13 protein-coding genes are annotated in these 18,971 nt (G+C 66.4%); 5 read left to right on the plus strand and 8 right to left on the minus strand.

Annotation, left to right across the window (positions count from 1 at the left end):
* The first annotated feature begins 131 nt into the window (after nucleotides 1-131).
* Together ACOGJB_RS05565 and ACOGJB_RS05570 are read left to right on the plus strand one after the other, a co-directional pair.
* Nucleotides 132-377, plus strand: a complete 246-nt coding sequence (locus tag ACOGJB_RS05565; RefSeq protein ID WP_419839820.1) for a hypothetical protein — start codon at nucleotides 132-134, stop codon at nucleotides 375-377.
* 88 nt (nucleotides 378-465) lie between these two features.
* Nucleotides 466-2,253: a phosphoenolpyruvate carboxykinase (GTP) gene (locus tag ACOGJB_RS05570; protein ID WP_419839821.1), complete on the plus strand. Its 1,788-nt coding sequence runs from the start codon at nucleotides 466-468 to the stop codon at nucleotides 2,251-2,253.
* Nucleotides 2,254-2,331: 78 nt separating this feature from the next.
* On the opposite strand, the gene ACOGJB_RS05575 is transcribed toward ACOGJB_RS05570, so the two are convergent.
* From ACOGJB_RS05575 to ACOGJB_RS05605, 7 genes are all read right to left on the minus strand, one after another.
* On the minus strand, nucleotides 2,332-2,703 hold the full coding sequence (locus ACOGJB_RS05575; protein WP_419839822.1) for a hypothetical protein: 372 nt from the start codon (nucleotides 2,701-2,703) through the stop codon (nucleotides 2,332-2,334).
* A gap of 58 nt (nucleotides 2,704-2,761) precedes the next feature.
* The gene (locus ACOGJB_RS05580; RefSeq protein ID WP_419839823.1) at nucleotides 2,762-3,259 is read right to left on the minus strand and encodes a hypothetical protein; all 498 of its coding nucleotides are present in this window, start codon (nucleotides 3,257-3,259) and stop codon (nucleotides 2,762-2,764) included.
* On the minus strand, nucleotides 3,246-4,397 hold the full coding sequence (locus ACOGJB_RS05585; protein ID WP_419839824.1) for a CaiB/BaiF CoA transferase family protein: 1,152 nt from the start codon (nucleotides 4,395-4,397) through the stop codon (nucleotides 3,246-3,248). Before ACOGJB_RS05585 ends, ACOGJB_RS05580 begins: the two co-directional genes overlap by 14 nt.
* A 2-nt stretch (nucleotides 4,398-4,399) precedes the next feature.
* The gene (locus ACOGJB_RS05590; protein WP_419839825.1) at nucleotides 4,400-10,540 is read right to left on the minus strand and encodes a leucine-rich repeat domain-containing protein; all 6,141 of its coding nucleotides are present in this window, start codon (nucleotides 10,538-10,540) and stop codon (nucleotides 4,400-4,402) included.
* Nucleotides 10,541-10,760: 220 nt separating this feature from the next.
* Nucleotides 10,761-11,804 carry a hypothetical protein gene (locus ACOGJB_RS05595; RefSeq protein ID WP_419839826.1) on the minus strand — a complete coding sequence of 348 codons (1,044 nt, stop codon included), beginning with the start codon at nucleotides 11,802-11,804 and terminating at the stop codon, nucleotides 10,761-10,763.
* A 174-nt stretch (nucleotides 11,805-11,978) separates the two neighbouring features.
* Nucleotides 11,979-13,022, minus strand: coding sequence for a hypothetical protein (locus tag ACOGJB_RS05600; protein ID WP_419839827.1), 1,044 nt, complete (start codon nucleotides 13,020-13,022; stop codon nucleotides 11,979-11,981).
* Nucleotides 13,023-13,183: 161 nt separating this feature from the next.
* Nucleotides 13,184-13,951: a hypothetical protein gene (locus tag ACOGJB_RS05605; RefSeq protein WP_419839828.1), complete on the minus strand. Its 768-nt coding sequence runs from the start codon at nucleotides 13,949-13,951 to the stop codon at nucleotides 13,184-13,186.
* A gap of 285 nt (nucleotides 13,952-14,236) precedes the next feature.
* Here ACOGJB_RS05605 and ACOGJB_RS05610 point away from each other — a divergent pair, with 285 nt between their 5' ends.
* Together ACOGJB_RS05610 and ACOGJB_RS05615 are read left to right on the plus strand one after the other, a co-directional pair.
* Nucleotides 14,237-14,833: an IS110 family transposase gene (locus tag ACOGJB_RS05610; RefSeq protein ID WP_419839829.1), complete on the plus strand. Its 597-nt coding sequence runs from the start codon at nucleotides 14,237-14,239 to the stop codon at nucleotides 14,831-14,833.
* Between the two features lie 51 nt (nucleotides 14,834-14,884).
* The gene (locus tag ACOGJB_RS05615) at nucleotides 14,885-15,322 is read left to right on the plus strand and encodes a transposase (protein ID WP_419839830.1); all 438 of its coding nucleotides are present in this window, start codon (nucleotides 14,885-14,887) and stop codon (nucleotides 15,320-15,322) included.
* 70 nt (nucleotides 15,323-15,392) lie between these two features.
* Here ACOGJB_RS05615 and ACOGJB_RS05620 read toward each other — a convergent pair whose 3' ends face one another.
* Nucleotides 15,393-17,030, minus strand: coding sequence for a beta-propeller domain-containing protein (locus tag ACOGJB_RS05620; protein ID WP_419839831.1), 1,638 nt, complete (start codon nucleotides 17,028-17,030; stop codon nucleotides 15,393-15,395).
* A gap of 303 nt (nucleotides 17,031-17,333) precedes the next feature.
* Between ACOGJB_RS05620 and ACOGJB_RS05625 the strand changes: the two genes are divergently transcribed.
* Nucleotides 17,334-18,869, plus strand: coding sequence for an IS1182 family transposase (locus tag ACOGJB_RS05625; protein WP_419839222.1), 1,536 nt, complete (start codon nucleotides 17,334-17,336; stop codon nucleotides 18,867-18,869).
* Nucleotides 18,870-18,971 lie beyond the last annotated feature (102 nt).

Raw genomic sequence — 18,971 nt, forward strand, 5'->3', positions numbered from 1 at the left:
GCCGCTCGGGCCACGGCTTCGCCTCTCGGCCCCGAAGCTACAACGCGCCCGCGGTAGCCGGTTGGTAGCGTTCCCTCGATTGCGCAGGCCGTTCTGGCGGCCTCGCAGAATCCCAGCCACTGGAGGCGCATGTGCAAGGCGTCATCAAGTCGTACGACCCGGCATCGGGAGTCGGAATCGTCGCCGATGACGTCACGCGCGCCGAGCACGAACTGGCCCCGAACGCCCTGGAGGGATCCATCTTCCGGATGGTGCGTCAAGGCCAGCGAGTGATCTACGACTTGGACGAACGGGGGCTCGCCACACGGCTGCGTCTGGGCTCGGAGGTGGATCTGGGGACACCTGATTGGATCACCGCCCGGGGGGAGACAGCGTGATCTGAGGCCGGGGCGGACGCACCGGCCGAAGAGCGAGTTACCAGTCTCACATTGCGCGAAAGCGCAAGACTCGGACCCGGAGGACATCTTGCCTGCGACTACCAACCGCCAGCTGATCGATTGGGTCGATCATTGGGCCGGCGTGCTGCGGCCCGATGCAGTCCACTGGTGCGACGGCTCTGAGGCGGAGTACGAGCAGTTCTGCGGCCAGATGGTGAACACCGGCACGCTCATCCCGCTTGACCCCGATACCCGTCCCAACAGCTACCTCGCACGCTCCGATCCGGGCGATGTCGCTCGCGTCGAGGATCGCACGTTCATCTGCACCACCGACGAGCTCGACGCCGGCCCCAACAACAACTGGCGGGCCCCCGACGACATGCGCGACGAACTGCTGAAGCTGTTCGACGGCTCGATGCGCGGGCGGACGATGTACGTAGTGCCGTTCTCCATGGGCCCGCTCGGCTCGCACATCGCTCACATCGGGGTCCAGCTCACCGACTCGCCCTACGTGGCGGCCTCCATGAGGATCATGACCCGCATGGGCCAGGCCGCGCTCGACGTGCTCGGCGACGGTCCGTTTGTGCCATGCGTTCACTCGCTCGGCGCGCCACTGGAATCGGGCCAGGCCGATGTGCCGTGGCCGTGTGACGCCGACCGCAAATACATCGTCCACTTCCCCGAGACTCGTGAGATCTGGTCGTACGGATCCGGTTACGGCGGCAACGCGCTGCTCGGCAAGAAGTGCTTCGCCCTGCGGATCGCATCGACCATGGCTCGGGACCAAGGCTGGCTCGCCGAGCACATGCTCATCGTGGGCGTGACGCCCCCTGAAGGCGAGACGGTCTATGTGGCCGCTGCGTTCCCCTCCGCCTGCGGCAAGACGAACATGGCCATGATGATCCCCACGCTTCCGGGCTGGAAGATCGAGACCATCGGCGATGACATTGCCTGGATGAAATTCGGCGATGACGGGCGGCTGCACGCCATCAACCCCGAGGCCGGCATCTTCGGCGTCGCACCGGGCACAGGCGACGCCACCAACCCGAGTGCGTTGGCGACGGTCTGGGGCAATTGCGTGTTCACCAATGTGGCCCAGACCCCCGAGGGCGATGTCTGGTGGGAAGGACTGACCCCAGAACCGCCGGAAGGTCTCATCGATTGGCGCGGCGATCATTGGACGCCCGACGCCGGTACCCCCGCAGCGCACCCCAACGCTCGCTTCACGGCCCCCGCGCAGCAATGCCCGACCATCGCGCCCGAGTGGGAGGATCCTGCGGGCGTGCCGATCTCGGCAATCCTGTTCGGCGGCCGGCGAGCGACCACGGTTCCGCTCGTGGCCGAAGCGTTCGACTGGGAGCACGGCGTGTTCCTGGGATCCCAGATGTCGTCAGAGAAGACCGCAGCTGCGGCGGGGACTATCGGTGAAGTGCGACGGGATCCCTTCGCCATGCTGCCGTTCTGCGGATACAACTTCGGCGACTACTTCGGTCACTGGCTGGACATCGGCGCACGGCCGGGAACCCAGCTGCCGAAGCTCTACTACGTGAACTGGTTCCGCAAGGACGCCGATGGCAAGTTCATCTGGCCGGGTTTCGGCGACAACTCGCGCGTGCTCAAGTGGGTGCTGGAACGCGTTGCCGGCCACGGTGAGGCCGTGCCGACCGCGATCGGCCTGGTACCCCCGCCCGAGGCGCTCGACACCCGCGGCCTCGACCTGACCCCCACGGAGCTCGAGACATTGCTCGGGGTCGACGAGGACGATTGGCGAGCCGAGATCGACATGATCGAAGCGCACTACCGGAACCTGGGCGAACGCCTGCCGCCCCAGATGCGCCACCAGCTCGACCTCCTCGAGGCGCGACTCGGCCTCTGAAGGGCTGCGCAGCGCGCCCGCTGTCGGCGCGGCAAGAACCCTGTACCCCACCGCTCATGCGTTCGGCCCGAGAGACGGTCAGCCGCCGAGGAACATGGCCCGGATGGCAAGTCCCATGATGAACAGCGCGCCGAGGCCGAACAGTTCGTAGCGCCGGTGCGCCAGTTGCTGGCGGTACGCGTAGACGAAGAAGACCGCGACCGCGCAGCACGCTCCGTAGAACACGTGGAAAGCAGGGGCATCGACGGCGGCGACTCGCATGAGGATGACGCCCGCCGTGAGCTGAACGAACACGAGGACCCACGCAGCTCCCAGAAGCCACCACAGGCTGCGATGTCGAAGCGCCCCCCAGCGGATCGCCCCGAGCGCCCACAGTCCCGCGACCCCGTTCGACAGCACCAGCACCCAGCCCACAACAGTGTGCAACGCCGCCCAGACGTCGGTGCTCACTGCGGAAGCGGCAGTGCCCGGGGAGCGCTGCGCCGCTGCGGCACAATCGGCTGAGTGCTCACCGGGAGGACGCGGGACCAGCAGCGTCGTTCGGCTGCTGCGGTGGCAACGAGGCATGCGGCTCTGTCTGCTGCGGCGGCGTGGGTGGCAGCGACATGTGCTGCGTGAAGAGGTGGATGAACATCAGCAGGTTCTGTGCGTCGCCGTGGCCATTGGCGAGATTGAGCTCGCCGGGGCGCCGCGCCTCGACGTCGCTGAGCTTGATGACGTCGAGCGCCCGCAGCAGACCGACCGGTGCGCCGGCGGACACCAACTCACTGATGTCGCGTACCAGGTGACGGCCGCGCAGCCCTTGGGCTCGAATGAGGTTGCGCAGCAGCAGCCGCGCCAAGGCGCAGGCACTGGCCGGCGAGATCTCGGCAACTGCCGCTGCCTCGGTGTACAGCGGCACCAGCTTGCGGTCGAGGCCCAGCGGCGCGCTGGTCGGCTCCCGATGCCCGGGCTCGCCGGCGCCCGCCTCGCCGGGTGCGCCGTCGGGGGTCTCAGGCAACGGCACCGGTGTCGCGCAACTTCGCGATGTCGTCTGTGTCGTAACCGGCGATCGCCAGCACTTCGTCGGTGTGCTGGCCGGGATGCGCCGGGGGTCCTTGCACCGTTTGAACGGTGCGACTGAAGCGCGGCGACGGGCTCGGCTGGACCACTCCGGCCACTTCGCAGAACACGTCACGGTGGACGTTGTGCGGGTGCTGCGGGGCTTCTGCCAAGGTCAGCACCGGGGCAAAGCACACATCGGTGGCGTCCATGATCTCGCACCACTCGTCACGGGTCTTCGACTTGAAGACCGCCGCGATCCGTTCCTTGAGCTCGGGCCAGCCGCTGCGCGAATTCTGCTTGGCGAACTCGGGGTCTGCCTCGAGACCGGTCAGGCGCAGCAGCTCGGCATAGAACTGGGGTTCGATCGATCCGATCGAGATGTAGTTGCCGTCGGCGCACTCGTACACGTCGTAGAAGTGGCTGCCCGTGTCAAGCATGTTCGTGCCGCGCTCGTCGTTCCAGACCCCCAGTGCCCGCATCGAGTGGAACATGGCCATGAGCGTCGCAGCGCCATCGACCATTGCCGCGTCGACGACCTGGCCCTGGCCCGATCGCTGGGACTCGAACAGAGCGCACGCCACGCCGAACGCCAGCAGCATGCCGCCCCCGCCGAAGTCGCCCACCAGGTTCAGCGGCGCGATCGGCGGCTCTCCCTTGCGGCCGATCGGGTCGAGAGCCCCGGCGAGCGCGATGTAGTTGATGTCGTGTCCGGCACCGAGGTGGTACGGGCCCTCTTGGCCCCAGCCAGTCATCCGGCCGTACACCAGCCGCGGGTTGCGAGCCAGGCACTCGTCAGGCCCGATGCCGAGCCGTTCCATCACGCCGGGGCGGAAGCCTTCGATGAGAGCGTCGGAATGCTCCACGAGGCGCAGCAACGCCTCGACGCCGTCAGGGTTCTTCAGATCGAGCCCGATCGAGGCACGGCCGCGCGCCAGCACATCGATGGGCGGGTTGTCAGCATCGTGATCTCGCACTCTGGCCGAGCGATCGACGCGGATGACTTCCGCACCCATGTCGGAGAGCATCATCCCGCAGAAGGGCCCCGGGCCGATCCCCTGCAACTCGATCACTCGTACTCCTGCCAGCGGTCCTGTGCTCATGCTCATTCCTTGTCTGGTTGCGTTCCCGGTGGAGGGGCTTGCTGGTCGTGTCCGTGGACGGTGAGTTGTTCGTGGGTGTCGAGGGAGGTGAAGTCGGTGATGCGGTTGCGGGCGATGTACAGCGTGCGCAGATGTCCCAAGCCGGCCAGCGGTGCGATGTCGCTGATCTGGTTGTCGTCAAGATAGAGGCCTACCAGCGCGGCATGTCCGCGCAGCGCATCGATGCTCGTGATGCCGTTGCCAGCGGCGTCCAGCACCACCAGATTGCTCAGGCTCTCCAGCGGCGTGAGGTCGGCGACGCCGGTCCAGTTCATTTCCAGATATGCCAGGTCGGTCAGACCGGCCAACGCGTCGATGTCCATGAGGGGGTTGTCTGAGAGTGTCAGCGTGTCCACGCGAGTGAGATGCGCGAGAGGCGCGATGTCCGAGATGCCATTCGAGGCAAGACCGAGCCGGTCCAGGCCGGTGAAGCCCGCGAGCCTCGACACGTCGCTGATCCGGTTGATGTCCAAGTACAGCTTCTCCAGCCCCGCCATCACCGGCAACGCGTCGAGGCTGGCGATGCCGTTGCCGATCAGGCCCAGCAGTTTCAGGCGTGTGAGCGACGCGAGCTGCGCGAGGTCGGTGAAGCCGTTCTGCTGCAGGTCGAGCGCTACCAGCGATCTCAGGCCCGCGAGCGGCGAGACGTCGCGGACACGATGGTCGCGCAGTTTCAGCTCGGTCAGCGACACAGCGTGCTCGAGGCCGCTCAGGTCGCGAATGCGGCCTGCTGAGTCGCTGCCGAAATGGCTCAGCGTCTTCAGCTTGCCCAGCTGCGCCTCGGTGACCGTCTCGTCGCTGGCCTGGCCCAGCGCGGCTCGCACGACCGCGGCCAGCACCCCGTCGGCGAATGCCACCACGCCGTCCTGCTGAGGCACCGCATGCACCACCCCGGTGAGCGCGTCGAGCGGCGATATGTCGCTGATGCGGTTCCGGCGCACATCCGCGTAGTCCAGGCCGACCAGCTTCCCGACAGCGGACACCTCAGTGAGCGTGTTGCCTGACGCCCACAGCGAGTCCAGACCCGACAGTCCCGACACAACGCCGATGTCGGTGAGTTCGTTGTCGTATGCGTAGAGATGCTCGAGCCCGTGCAGCGCCCGCACGGCGTCGAGGCTGGTGATGTCGTTGCCGCCGAGCCCGAGCCGTGCGAGGCCGGTCAGGCTTGACACGGCTGCGATGTCGTCGATGGCGTTGTGGTCCAGGTACAGATCGGTCAGCGAGCTCAGAGCCGAGATGTCTGAGATGTCGTCGATGCTGTTGCCGTACAGAAACAGGCGCCGCAGGCCGGTGAGCGACGCGAGGTCGGACAGATCATCAATGCCGGTGCGGTCGAGCCACAGGGTCGTCAGCGTCGTCAGCGCCGACAAGGGCGCTGTGTCCGCTATCGGGTTGGCTGACAGCACCAGCGTCTCCAGGCGCCCGAGACACGACAAGGCGGACACATCGGAGACGCTGTGCCCGGCCAGATCCAGCACCCGCAATCCGGTCGCCCCTCCTAGGCCCGACAGGTCGACAATCGCCGGCGCGTCCGCATTGTCGCCGTTGCGCGGCAGCCGCAGCTCGGTCAGGCCGGCCAGCTCAGAGGGGCTGATCGGCTCGCCCGCGTTCTTTCCCAAAGCGGCCTCCACGCCCGAGCGCAGTTCGGCGTCGGCAAACCGGATCACGGTCGGAGTGCACGCTGCAGCGCTGTCGCTCGCAGGAGCAGCGCGGGTCTTCGCTGACGGGTCCGCAGCTTCGATGATGGCGTTGCGAGCCGCGTCAACCGCGTCGGCGCCCCCCTGTGCCTCAGGTGAGAGCACAAAGAAGACGCGGTCAATCAGCACCGTGTACACCGTTGTGCGGGCCGGTTCGACGCTGCTCGACACCGTGATCACCAAGCGATGGTCCAGTGCCGCCCGCGCGGCGCTGGTCGAACCTCGGCAGACCACTGTGCCAGCGGCGTTCAGCGAGCACGAATGGTGCTGCCCCGCGGACACCGACACGAACGCACCCGCGGGAACGCGCGCTTGACCACTGTCGTTCGCGCCCCAGCACGCCACGGTCTTATCGGTCTTCAGCCCGCACGAATGGTTCTGCCCTGCCGACACCGCCGCGAACGAGCCCGCCGGCGCGGCTGTCTGGCCCGAACCGTTGTTGCCCCAGCACGCCACGGTCGCATCATCCTTGACAGCGCAGGTGTGCCGCCAGCCTGCCGACACCGACATGAACGTTCCGCCCGGCGGGCTCGCCTGACGGCTGCTGTTCAGCCCCCAGCAGCGCAGCGACCCGCTGGTGAGAATCCCGCACGAGTGATTGCCCCCAGCAGCAACCGCCGAGAACATGCCGTCCGGCGGCCGCGACTGGCCGCTGAAGTTGTAGCCCCAGCACGCCACGGTCTTGTCGGTCTTCAGGCCGCACGTATGGCCCCAGCCTGCCGACACCGAAGAGAATCGTCCCGACGGCGGCTGAGACTGACCAAATTCGTCGTCACCCCAGCAGCGCACGCTTCCACCCGTCGTGACGGCGCACGCATGACCCCAACCCGTTGAGACCTGCGAGTACCGCCCCGAGGGCACGTCCGTCACTGTCGGGTAGCTAGCGCCCCAGCAGCGCAGCGACCCGCCGCTGCGCAGCCCGCATGTATGGAAGTTGCCTGCATCCACCGAGGCAAACCCGGTAGTGGAGGTCAACGCCACCTGATGGCCTTCTACAGCGGTATCAGCATCAGCAGGCATCACCGTCACGGTGCCGCCCGCAGCGGTGAACTCCACCGTCAACAGGCTCACATAGGGCCGCACGGACGTCCGGTACCACAAGAAGTCAGGATCGAACTCCGGATTCAGATATAGCCGCCTGCAGCCCGCACCCGGGCAGTCGAACCCGCCGATCACATTGCGCATACTCAACGACAACAGACGCGGCGGATCCTCCGCCGTCACCTTGTACACCCGCTCGGGGCCGAAACCCCACAGCGACGACACCCGAATCCTCAGCACCGCGCCCGGCGTGAGCCGCACCGAACCGCCCTCCGCCACCTCGTCGCCGTCGGCATCGAACGCCTTCACCACCAGTCCCAGCCGCGCTCCATCGCTGAGCGTCCAGCCCACTCTCACCGCGTCCGCGACCGCATCCACCGTGTACTCGAACGTCCCCGAATCGAAATCGCCGGCCAGCAGATCAAGCCCGCTGTCGGTGTCCGTCAGCGTCAGCGACGCCAGCACCGCCGGATTCGACTGCCCAAATTGGTTGTCGCCCCAGCAGGTCAAGCTCGCGAACGGGTCCAGCGCGCATGTATGGCGCCCACCGGCCGACACGTGGGCAACACGCCCGGCTGGTGCATCGCTTTGACCCAGCGAGTTGAGCCCCCAGCACACGGCAGAATCGGTTTCGGCGTCGCGTGCGCAGGTGTGATCCGCGCCCGCGGAGATGCCCTCCAACTGGCCGCCGGGAGCTCCCCGCTGACCGTGATCGTTGTCTCCCCAGCACGAGACTTTCGAATTCACATTGACGACGCACGTGTGCGAGGCACCGGCTGCAACCTCCCTCACTGCCCACGGCAATGTGGACGGCGGCAACTGGCCCTCGGAGTCATCACCCCAGCACACCAAATCGGACGAATCGGTGATGGCGCACGTGTGCGCAGCACCGGCAACGATCGCCGTCGCACGGTCATCAGCTTCGCTGCCGAACCTGTCGAACGGCACCGCGGTTCGGTCATTCGAGCTGTCGCCCCAGCACACCACACCCCCCGCAGGCCGCAATCCGCAGACATGCGCGTCTCCGACAGCGACCTCGGTGAACCTGCCGTCGGGCGCATCGGCCATATCGGAACCTGCAACCGCAGTCGCCAGCACCGCCGGAACATCGCCCCAGCACTGCACCGCCCCGTCGATGCGGACACCGCACACGTAACCGGCCGTCGGCGGCGACGACAGCGACGTGAACGCGAACACCGGCGTCTCGGCGACCACATCGCTGTCACCCCAGCACAAGACCTGCCCGCTCGCCCGCAACCCGCACGAATGTCCGCTGCCCGCCGACACCTGCACGAACCCGCCATGCGGACCCTTCGGCGTCACACCCCCCAACAGCAAACGGCCCAACTGCGTCACCGCCCCCGCAGGATCCACGATCCCGCGTCCGAACTCCCGCGTCGGCTGAGGAACGATGCTGAAATCGCCGTCACGGCCACGCGGCGTCCGAAATGGAACCGGCAACGAAGTCGGGTCCGGAACACGAGGCTCGATCGCGGAATGCTCCAACGCCGCTCGGACCTGGCCCACCGTCGCCCCCGGATGACGGTTCAACATGTGAGCCACCACACCCGAGACATACGCCGCCGCCGGCGAGGTGCCATCGGCGTAACCAGTGCCGCACTCCGTAGGTGAGACGCACTTCGCTGTCGTCAATATGCCATTCTCGTCATCTGTGTGGGTGCCAGGCGCTGCGATGTCGACCGAATCGCTCACTGTGCTGAACGCAGCCCGCTCGCCGCTCTCATCGATAGCGGCAACCGTAATCACATCGCCCTGCAAGCTGTACACCGCTGGCGCTTTGTCCTCGTTGAGTTCGGTGCAATTCCCGCGTTCCTGGTAGTGGGGGACGAGCTCTCCGGTTTCTTTGTTGCTCACAAATCTGGGATCACCGCAATTGCCGGCACTTGTGACAACCACCACCCCGAGCATCGCCGCTGCACGCGATGCAAGCTCGAACGTGTCGTCGGTGACTTTGGAACTGATCTCAACGCCACCTACGTTCTGGGTATTGTCGCCATCTATCCCGATGTCCACGCTGAGAGACAAGTTGATGACACGTGCGCCGCTGTTTACCGCTGTGGCGACGGCGGCCGTGTAGGGCCCGAGAGAGGTGCAGCCTTCTGCCGTAGGCGTACCCATCGGGGGCGCCACGTGAATCGGCAAGAGCTTCGCGTCGGGCGCGACTCCGGCAACATAGGTATCCGGGGTAGTGCCGCGGTCGAGTTTGGCGGCGATGATGCCCGCCATGAGCGTGCCGTGGGAAGTTGAGCCTTCCCGATGGCAGGCGTCGAGACCGCCAGTGACAATCTGATCCTCGAGGTCGGGGTGATCCTCGTCGACGCCAGTGTCGAGGACCGCGACCGTGACCGGGTTCTCATCCTTCCAGCCGGCCCACAAGCGATCCATCTCCGGCTGCGGCAGATGCCACTGCTCCCCCGCACCGTCGTTGTGATGACCGCCGGTGTGGGGTGCGTGCGCGCCGTCGTCGTGAGCTACGCGCACGTCCCGCGGCGGAACTCCCGCAGCGAAGACACTGTCATCGCCCGCGAGCAATTCGCGCACCTGCGCAGCAGTGCGCCCGTCCAGCTCGACGTATTCCACCACCAAACAGGCACCGGCGATGCGCACCACCTCAAGGACCGTCGGCGCGGCGTCGGAGTCGCCGAGATCCGCCGGAGGGTCCACGACGGTGACGCCTGCGACATCGAGCGCGGGCACCGAGTCGCAGTCCGCCTCCTCAGGTGTGATGGTCGCTGCGCCTTCGCGCAGCCTCTCGAGATCGATCCCCGAACGCGTCGGCGTGGTGAACGGGTCGAAGCTCGCCAGCTCGCTCGCGCCCGATGCGGTCGACGCCGGAACGTCGACCTCGACGCTGTGGGACCACGGCGCCAAGCCCTGAGCGTTGCGCGCCCTCACGGCGAGCCAATGAGACGAGGCGTCCGTTGGCAGCCCGGCGACCTGGGCAGACGAACCGTCAAACTCGATCACCACACCGGCGATATCGCTTCGGGGGTCGAGCAGCAGCCACTCGCCGCTCGCCAGCACGGTGATCTCATAGCCGTCAGCGTCGGGCACGTCACTCCAGTCGACGGACACGACACCGGGTGCGCGCCACTCGCCTTCGAGGTTTGTCACCGCCGCCAGCGTGGGCAACGGTTCGATGGTCCGCTGAGCCGGAACGGCATTGCCGCCAGTCGGCTGCAATGCGGCCTGACCGGTGGAAGCCCCCGCGGAGTCGGCAGGAGCCGAGACTTCAGTACTCGGCAGACCGTCGATCGGCGGATCCACCGCTGCTGCGGGTGCGGGCAGCAACGCCACCAACGCGACGACACACGCCAACGCCCGCAGGCACCGATTCCTGAACACGACAGGCCTCCTCGCGAGGCCGCGTCGAGCTGCCGGCGGCGCCTCGGCCGTCAGAACCTAGCGAATTCATGTCACATTCCTATGGATTGAGTGTCGGATATGTGTGGCACACCGATCTGACTTGTATTGCCTCGACAACCCCGCCCGGGAGTGGCTCGGCCCGCCGCGGACTGATGATTGGCGCTCGTCGCAGCACTTCTCCCATGTCCGCTGGCGTCTGCTACCGGTTTGCTGTGGGATCGATGCGGTGGGTGTCGGGCGAATGAGCTGCGTGAAGCTCAGCGATGTGCGCGTTGTGGGCAAGATCGCTGTCGCACCCGACGCTCGCCGCATCGCTGCTGGACCTGGTGCAGGCCCAGATCGCCCACGGGTCCGACTCGTAGTCATAGACGTCCCACGGCCCGTCAACCCCGGGGCGGAACCCCCCGACGGCCGGTCCTCGCTCGGCAATCAGACAGCCCCCGCGATGCCTGAACACCGTCAGATCGCCGAAATCGTGATACACCCCTGGGCTGCGCGCGACTTGCTTCCATCGCGGTGGGGGGCACGTCTCCGGCGCGTCGGGCAGCGGCGGCCACTCATCGGGCGGTTTGCCCACGAACTGCGCCTGCATCTCCCGGGCGCGTGCCGCCTGGGCATGAGTGGGCGGCCCCCATCGTAAATGGCCCGGCGCCGACGACACCCACAGCGGGCACTCGGGTGCGTCCTGGTGCCACGGGAACCGCGCGAAGCCGGGCACCTCAACGACTCTCGCAGCGCGATACAAAGCCTCAAGCCTGTCCCACCTGCTCTCGAGAGGAGGGCTGACGTCGGGGACCTCGCTCTGGCACCGGTACTCGTCCGTCTCCGCCAGCACCTTGTACGAACTCAGCCGGGACTCCGGAATAGAACCTCTGCCAAGATATTTGATGGCGACGATGAACGGATCCGAGTCGAAGTACCTCCAATATTCGACAGTGGCCGAGTCGAGCATCCAGTCCTCATGGGCACGCTGAGACCACAAACAGCCCCGCCGAACCCGGAACACCACCACCCACGACTCGCCGTCGGGCACCCCCTTTGGGCACGGAGCATCAGGATCGATCGGCGGAAACACACCGGCCCCGCCTACATAGGCCAACTGCAGCTCCCGAGCCGCCGCAACCTCAGCCTCGCTCGGCGGACCCCACAACTCATGACCCGACGAGCCGCCCACCACATCATCCGCACCCTCAGCGCTGCACCCAACCGCCAACACGACCGCCACGACAACCGCAGCCGTCATCGGAACCCACACCTGCCACCGCATCAACCACATCACCTACCACATCGAATCGACGCATCGTCGGCAGCTGCACCGGCAGTTCGCCCCGGCAACCCCGCCCAGAAGTGGCTCCGCCCGCCGCCGACAGATGCCTCGCACCCCTCGCAGCACTTCTCAGATGTCCGTTGGCGTCTGCTACCGGTTTGCTGTGGGATCGATGCGGTGGGTGTCGGGCGAATGAGCTGCGTGAAGCTCAGCGATGTGCGCGTTGTGGGCAAGACCGCTGTCGCACCCGACGCTCGCAAGATCACTGCTGGACCTGGTACAGGCCCAGATCGCCCACGGGTCCGACTCGTAGTCATAAACGTCCCACGGCCCATCAACCCCGGGACGGAACCGCACAACGGCCGGTCCTCGCTCGGCAATCAGACAGCCCCCGCGATGCCTGAACACCGTCAATTCACCGAGGTCGAACCTCATTCCAGTGCTGGGTTGGAATTCCCACCACTGCGGTAACGGGCACACCCCCGGAGCCTCGGGCAGCGGCGGCCACTCACCAGGCGGCCGGCCCACGAACTGCGCCTGCAGCTCCCGGGCGTCTGCTGCCTGAACACGCGTGGGCAGCCCCCATTGGAAATAGCCCGGCGCCAGCGACACCCACAGCGGGCACTCCGGTGCGTCCTCGTGCCACGGGTACCGCGCAAACCCGGGCGACTCCACGACTGCGGGATTCCGGTACAAAATCTCGAGCATGTCCCACCTGCTTACGAGAACCTCGATGTAGCTGGGGATCTCGCGATGGCACCGGTACTCGTCCGTCTCCACCAGCACCATGTACCAAGTCGGCATGAACTGCTCGAAAGTTTCCTCGACGTACTTGACGGCGACGATGAACGGGTCCGAATCAAAATACTTCCCGTGATCGATACTGCGAGAAGTGAGCAACCATTCCTCATGGGCGCGCTGGGACCACAAACAGCCCCGCCGAACCCGGAACACCACCGCCAGCGACTCGCCGTCGGGCACCCCGTTCGGGCACGGCGCGTCAGGATCGATCGGCGGAAACACATCAGTGCTGCCGCCCACATAGGCCAACTGCAGCTCGCGAGCCGCCGCAACCTCAGCATCGCTCGGCGGACCCCAAAGATTATGACCCGACAAGCCGCCCACCACATCGTCCGCACCCTCATCGCTGCACCCAAACGCCAACACCACCGCCACGACAACCGCAGCCGTCATCGGAACCCACGTACGCCACCGCATCAACCACATCGCCTACCACATCGAATCGATGCATCGTCGGCGGCCGCACCGGCAACCCCGCCCAGAAGTGGCTCCGCCCGCCGCCGACAGACGCCTCGCACCCCTCGCTGCGCTTCACCGATGCCCGCTGGCGTCTGCTACCGGTTTGCTGTGGGATCGATGCGGTGGGTGTCGGGCGAATGAGCTGCGTGAAGCTCAGCGATGCGCGCGTTGTGGGCAAGATCGCTGTCGCACCAGACGCTCGCAAGATCACTGCTGGGACTCGTGGTGCTGGATGTGGCGCAGGCCCAGATCGCCCACGGGTCCGACTCGTAGTCATAAACGTCCCACGGCCCGTCAACCCCGGGACGGAACCCCGCAACGGCCGGTCCTCGCTCGGCGATCAGACAGCCCCCGCGATGCCGGTACACCGTCAGATCGCCTAGATCGTGAGGCACCCCTGGGAATCTGCCGAGATGCTCCCATCGCGGTGACGGGCACATCCCCGGCGCCTCGGGCAGCGGCGGCCACTCATCAGGCGGCCGGCCCACGAACTGCGCCTGCAGCCCCCGGGCGCGTGCCACCTGAGCATAGGTCAGCACCCCCCATCGCGAACGGTCCGGCGCCAGCGACACCCACAGCGGGCACTCCGGTGCGTCCTCGTGCCACGGGAACCACGCGAAACCGGGCGACTCGACCACCTCAGGCCTCCGGTACAAAGCCTCAAGCGTGTCCCACCTGCTCTCAAGAGGAGAGATGCGGGTGCGGACCTCGCGATGGCATCGGTACTCGTCCGCCTCCACCAGCACCATGTACGAACTCGGCGAGGACTCCGGGATAAACGCGCCGCCAAGATACTTGACGGCGACGATGAACGGATCCGAGTCGAAATACCTCAAGTAATCGACATTGCGAGAATCGAGCATCCATTCCTCATGAACACGCTGAGACCGCCAACCCTGCCCGATGCTGCTTGAAAAAACTCAGAACCTGTCGCGCGAAGTCAGACGCAACACAGCCGGTCCGGCGCTCGGCGATGACTCCACAAAATTTTTTGGCCTTGTGCCTGTTGTCTGACCTGTCGCGTGGAGCGTGGGGCCGGCAGGAGCGCTCCTGTCCAGTAGGGAGCCCGACTGTGGCGACTCGGTTGTGACGAAGCGCCCCTGCCGATCCCGGACCCACCGGAGTTTCACTTCCAGCAGGAGCACAGCATGACATCTGCAGTCGGGGGAATCGACCCCCACCAGGACACCTTCACCGTGGGAATCGTCGACGCCCACGGCGTCGAGATCACTCACGACACCTTCGACAACACCGCCGCCGGCTACGGCGCCGCGATCGACCTGCTCGACGCTCACAGTGTCCGTCAGGTCGGCGTCGAGGGATCAGCCAAGTGGGGCGCGCACGTCGCGGTCGCGCTCGCCGCAGCCAGGTTCGACGCCCGAGAGGTCCCTGCGTCGCGTTCGGCGGCGCAGCGCCGCTCGCGGCAGCTGGACAAGACCGACGCCGTCGACGCGGTCGCCTCAGCGAGGGCACTGCTGGCCGAGCCCACCCTGGGCCCGGTGCAGGCTCTGGAGGCCTACGACCCGCTCGTCGCCGAGATCGAGGCGGTGCTCGAGCATCGCAGAACCCTTGTGGCTGCTCGCACTTTGATGCTTCACCACGTCGGCGACCAGATCTCCAAGCTGCCCACCGAGGTGCGCGACCAGCTCACCGCGACCGGCAAGATCGAGAGTCGGCTGCGCCGCCTCGAGCACATCGACCCCGACACTGCCACGACCCCAGCCGGCTGGCACCGGCTCGAATGACTCCAGAACTTCATCGACCAAGACCGCGCTGCGCGCAGCGAGATCCGCCGATTGGAGCGTCTCATCGACGAGCTGCTCGACCGTCACGGCACCAACCTGCGCGACGAGCCAGGCATCGGCCCCATCGCCGCAGCCATCCTGCTGTGCGAGGTCGGCGACCCCACCCGATTCGACCGCGAATCGAAATTCGCACGCTGGTGCGGCACCGGCGTCGTCGCCCTGTCATCGGGCAAAGGCGCCGGTGATCCCGTCAAGCACCGGCTCGACTTCACAGGCAACCGGCACATCAACTCTGTCCTGCACATCGCGTCGGTCACCCAGCAGCGCACCCAGCCCGAAGCCGTCGCCTACCTCGCCAGAAAAGCCGGCGAAGGCAAAACCCGACGCGAAGCCAGACGAGCCCACAAACGCCAACTCGCCAACCGCGTCATCCGCCGAACGTGGCGCGACGAAACCGCCCGAAAGCAACCCTTCGCGCTCGCCGCTTGACAAGGGAGCGTCCGACAGGCCCCGGCTGACCGACAGCGGTGCCGAACGCCCGGCCGGGTCACCGGCTGCGTCACTCGGTCCGCCACGTCAGACGGCCTGTCTCTTCCATCGTCGTGAGGTCGGTGGCGATCATGTCCGTGGGGGTGATCGTGTAGAGGATGTCTCCGACGAGTTCGCTGGTGATGACGAAATTGCGGTGCGCGACGGTGCCTCGTTGCGCTAGTCCGTCAGCAGTGGCGGTGATGACGGCGACGGTGCAATTGTCGCGATCGCAAGGTTCGAGGGGCACGACCGTGACGGCGCCTTCGTCGGTCGGGTGCGCTGACCAGTGGTGGCCGATTGCGAAACCGTCCGCTGCTTGGCCTGCGATTCGGGGACTGGCGGGGTTCGAGACGTCGAGCAGGAGCACGGTGCGCTTGTGGACTTCGACGGCGGGACCGGATTTGTCCCCGACATAGAGCAGCAGGTCGTCGCCGATCTCTGTGAAGCCATCCCAAGCACTAGGGATCGCAATGATCTTGCTGACGTTCACTTCTCCTGACGGGTTGGACACGTCGACCACGTGCGCGTGGTCGTCTTCGCCTGCGCCACGCAGTTCGGTCCAGACGGCGGCTTTCGATGTGTGGGCCACAGAGGTGAGTGCGCTGGAGCCGGCGAGCACCTCGCCTCGTTGCTTGAGCTTCAGGTCGCCGTCGGCGATGTCGAAGACGAGGAGTCCTTCGTTGCCGTCGTGCGAGTCGTCGGGATGGTCGAACCAGAAATAGGGCAGCCTGAGAGTGTCGCCGACGACCCGCGCACCGCGCGCTCCGCCCACCCATCCGGCGATCCCGACCGACGCCGAGTACTGCGGCGAGCCGTGCTCTGAGAACTCGTAGCGGTGGACGTCCCCATGTGGGTCGTCCGTCTGGACCTTGCGCACGTCTGTTGCCCCAAGCTCGTAGCGGTACGGGCTCGTGGTCACGAACACACTGCCGGGCGAGGAGGTCACGCTCGCCGCGGACGCCATCACCGACACCACATCGCTCGGCGGCTCCATGCCGGCATCAGCCATGTCGAGCATGACGATGCTCAGCACCCCGGGTCCAGCGAACTCCCCCAGACGGTACGCGCGAGAGCAATCGCCCAGCATTCCCGACGCGACCACTGCGCCGTCGCCGTCGGTAAGCCGGTACTCGGGCATCCAGCTCTCCAGCGGCGTCGCCGCAGCGAGTTCCCGATTGTGCTGCAGCGATTCCTGCGCGGACATCCCGTAGTTGTCGCCGGGATGAGTCTCCCCGGGCAGTCTCCGCTGCTCATAACCGGTGACAAGACGCAGCTTCCCGTCCTCGCTGATCTCGGTATCCACGAATTGTCCCCGAAGACGCAGATAGCGAGTGGCTCTCGGTTCAGGATCGCCGAGGCCGATCTCCGCGATCACAGTGGTCCATCTCAAGTCCTCCCGGTTCACGCTGCCGGCGAATCGGTCGATGTCAGGAGCTGCGGTGTCCAAGGGAAGGCTGGTCGCACCTCCCTGGAATATCAACAGCAGACGGTCGTCAAGAAGAAGCAGGTCCTGCAGGATCGCCTCGGGATAGCCGATCTCAAGACGCAGCTTTGCGACAATAACCGGGGACCGACCCGAGACGTCCACCACACGGATACTGTCGCCATAGACGATTACCATCCGATCGCCGCCGGTGATCGATGTGAATACAACCTGATCGGGCACATACCAAAACGGATTGATCCAATTAGGCCGACTACCGCTCCGATACGTCGACTTCCTGGTTCTGTGAGTCGCATCGCCGAACTGGCCATAGTCAACGTCGGCCCCATACCCGAACGCAGTGACCGTCGCGGCGGTCTCCTGCTGGAGATATGCCTCCATGTCCTGACAGGACTCGAACCGAGTCAGACCTGCCGAGTCGATGACCGAACCCGGCTCCCGTCGAGTGAAAGATCGCCTAGGAGGGTGGTCGGAAAGTCGGTGGATTTCCGCGTTCGGTGTGGGGGCGCGCGGGACAATGCAGGGGTGCGCGGTTCGGCTGACGATCAGGGTTCGTTCTTCGATGTGGATGTGATGGTGGGCGGTCTGCTGGAATCGGAGGGGTTCTTGGCGACGCTGGGGCGGGCTCGCGGCGAGCTGTTCTGCGATGCCGATTTCGATGCGCTGTATGTGTCTGGTCGGGGCCGTCCGTCGCATCCGCCGTCGGTGGTGGCGTCGTTGTTGTTGTGCCAGTTGTTCTATGGGGTGTCCGATCGTGAGGCCGAGCGGCGGTCGCGGTTCGACATGTCGTGGAAAGCGGCGTTGGGGCTGCCGCTGGATCATCGCGGGATCCCTCATGTGGTGCTGGTGGAGTTCCGGGCGCGGCTGGTGCGCGCGGGGATGGAGAGCTTCTTGGGGGATCGGGTCAAGATCGCAGCCAAGCGCGCCGGGGTGATCGGCCATCGCCGCAGCGTGGACTCCACCGGCATCGAGGACAGCGTGCTGACTCAGGACACTGTCACGCTGATCCGTTCTCAGACCCGCCGCTGTGTTGACGCTGTGTCGGGGATCGACGCCGAAGCGGCTGGCGAGCTGGCCGCGATGCTGGCGCGTGACGACTACGGGGAGGCGGCCAAGCCGCAGATCAACTGGTCCGACCCCGCAGCCCGGGCGGCTTTGGTGGCGGAGCTGTTCTGCGACGCCGACGCTGTCGTGGGGTTCTGTTCCCGCTTCGACGACGCCGATGTGGCCGCGGCGGCGGAGCTGCTGCGCGTCGTCGCCGGCCAGGACGTCGAGATCGCCGACGGCGCCGACGGCGCGGCGGTGGCGCGGATACGCCAAGGCACCGCGACCGATCGGGTGATCTCGACCGTCGATCCCGACGCCCGCCACGGGCACCGCTCCCGCAGCGACCGCTACGACGGCTACAAGCTGCACATAGCAGCCGACGCGGACTCCGACCTGATCACCTCGGCGAAAGCGACGCTCGCGACCGTCCATGACGCCGCAGTGGTCGAGGACCTCATCGACGCCGACCCGGTCCCGGTCGCGGAGATCATCGCCGACACCCACTACGGGTCGGGACCCACGCGTCACACGACGGCGGGCCGCGGCATCGACCTGGTCGCTCCCGCCCCGCCGATATCGGCCCGCAAAGACCCCGACATGTTCACCAAAGCCGACTTCGGCATCGACACCGAAACAGCGACGATCACCTGCCCCGCCGGCGTCGCCGTCGCGATCCCGCCGCCGCGGGGCCAAAAGCGCCGCCAGGCCCGCTTCAGCGCAGCCGACTGCAACGCGTGCGCGCTCAAGACTCGATGCACCACACGCACCGGCGGCCGCATCGTGCAGATCAACCCCCACGAAGAGCTCCTCGCCCCCGCCAGAGCCCAACGCCGCGAACCCGAATTCCTCGCCAGATACCGACAGCGCTCCCAAGCCGAACGAAAAATCGCCCACCTCAAAGCCCGCACCAAACGCCTGCCGTGGCGCGGCCTCGCCAAAGCCGGCCACTGGCTCGAATGGCGAACCGCCGCCATCAACCTCGACCGCATCGGCCGCCTCGGCATCATCGGGTGACACACCCGCGTCCGCACCCAGCCCGCCACCCCAACCCGACCTCACACCTCAACCCTGCCCCACACGCCGCAAACCCCAATAACCGACCAAGCTCCTAGGAGC

Origin of the sequence: Candidatus Poriferisodalis sp. (genome assembly GCF_965208895.1) — a bacterium.
Lineage (GTDB): Bacteria > Actinomycetota > Acidimicrobiia > Acidimicrobiales > Poriferisodalaceae > Poriferisodalis.